This is a genomic window from Massilia sp. AB1 (assembly GCF_018119385.1).
Taxonomy (GTDB): Bacteria; Pseudomonadota; Gammaproteobacteria; order Burkholderiales; family Burkholderiaceae_D; genus Telluria.
Genome location: NZ_JAGKSG010000103.1, coordinates 1 through 1,316, shown reverse-complemented (window position 1 = coordinate 1,316; position 1,316 = coordinate 1). Strand labels below are relative to the sequence as shown.

The window sequence follows — 1,316 nt, the reverse complement described above, 5'->3', positions numbered from 1 at the left end:
GGTTCTTCACGGATTTCCGGGAAACGCGGCTTTAATCTTGAGAAAGAAGAAGTCGCTATCCCGGTAGCCGTAAGCCATTCGCTTCATCACCTTGATGCGGTTGTTGATGCCTTCGAGTTGGCCGGTATGCATCGGCCAGCGCAGCCGCGCTGCGATGCCTCGCCAATAGGACTTGAGCTTGGTAGCGAATTTTTGAAGCGGTTCGATGCCGCTGTCGCGCGCCATTCTCAGCCAGTTCCGCCAGGCGAGCAGCCATTGCCATCCACCGGATGTCTGCCAGAGCTCCTTGAGTGTCGTCTTCATCACGTACACAGTCATCAAGGTCTGGTTGGCGGCCAGCAGTTCATCCAGATTCGCCTGCTGCGTCGGCGGGACGTTTTCCCGGTTGCGCAGTAATAGCCAGCGAGAGCGCTTCACGACTTTGCGCTGGGGGCGGTCTTCTCGCAGGCGGTTGGCCTCGTCGACACGGACCCGGTCGATCACCTCTCGGCCATACTTGGCGATGACGTGGAACAGGTCGTAGACCACGCGCGCCTTCGGGCATTGCTGCTGCACTTCCAGGTCGAACGCGGTATTCATGTCCATCGCAACAGCTTCGATCTTGGCACAGCGTTCAGGGCCGAGCCATTCGAAGAACGGGCGGATCGCCTCGCGGCTGCGTCCTTCGCCAACCCACAACACACGTCGGGTATCGGCATCGAGCACAACTGTGGCATAGCGGTGGCCTTTGAATAGCGCAAACTCGTCCATTACAAGCCGAGTTGGCTGTGATGCAGGCAAAGCGGCTAATTCCTGTTCCAGCTTGAGGCGCTCGATATTGCGCACCGTCTCCCAGTGCAGCTGCGCCAGTTTGCTTACGTGGGCAACTGGCAGCTTCTCGCACCACAAACCTACAAACTCGGCCAGGGAACGGGTAACCCTGGCATGACGATCGAGCCAGCTTACTCGCTCAGTACGCGTGCCGCATTGGCCGCAGCGCAGACGCCTGAGAGGCACACGCAGCCATACCGGCAAACCAAACATGGGCAGCTCGCGAATGATGCGCACACCTGCTTCATGCACCTGATGGCAATGATGACCACAACCACTGCACACCATCGGCGCGGCGGGATCCCGCCGCAGATCGATCCACACTGCGCCAGGACGACGCTCCAATTTATACGCGGTGAACCCTTCCCAGAACGGGAGGGCAAGATTATGATTCGTCATGAAAGCGGTGGGAAAAGTTGATTTTGTTGGTCGCACAACAAGTCTAACTTCTCTCTACCGCTTTCTTCGTTTACAGGATCGCTTCCCGCTAATCCGTGATGAACCAT

The 1,316-nt window shown here is 57.9% G+C and carries 1 protein-coding gene; it reads right to left on the bottom strand.

All coding sequences use genetic code 11. From position 1 onward, the window contains the following. Positions 1-6: 6 nt before the first annotated feature. Positions 7-1,209, bottom strand: coding sequence for an ISL3 family transposase (locus J8847_RS23975; RefSeq protein ID WP_211527192.1), 1,203 nt, complete (start codon positions 1,207-1,209; stop codon positions 7-9). Positions 1,210-1,316 lie beyond the last annotated feature (107 nt).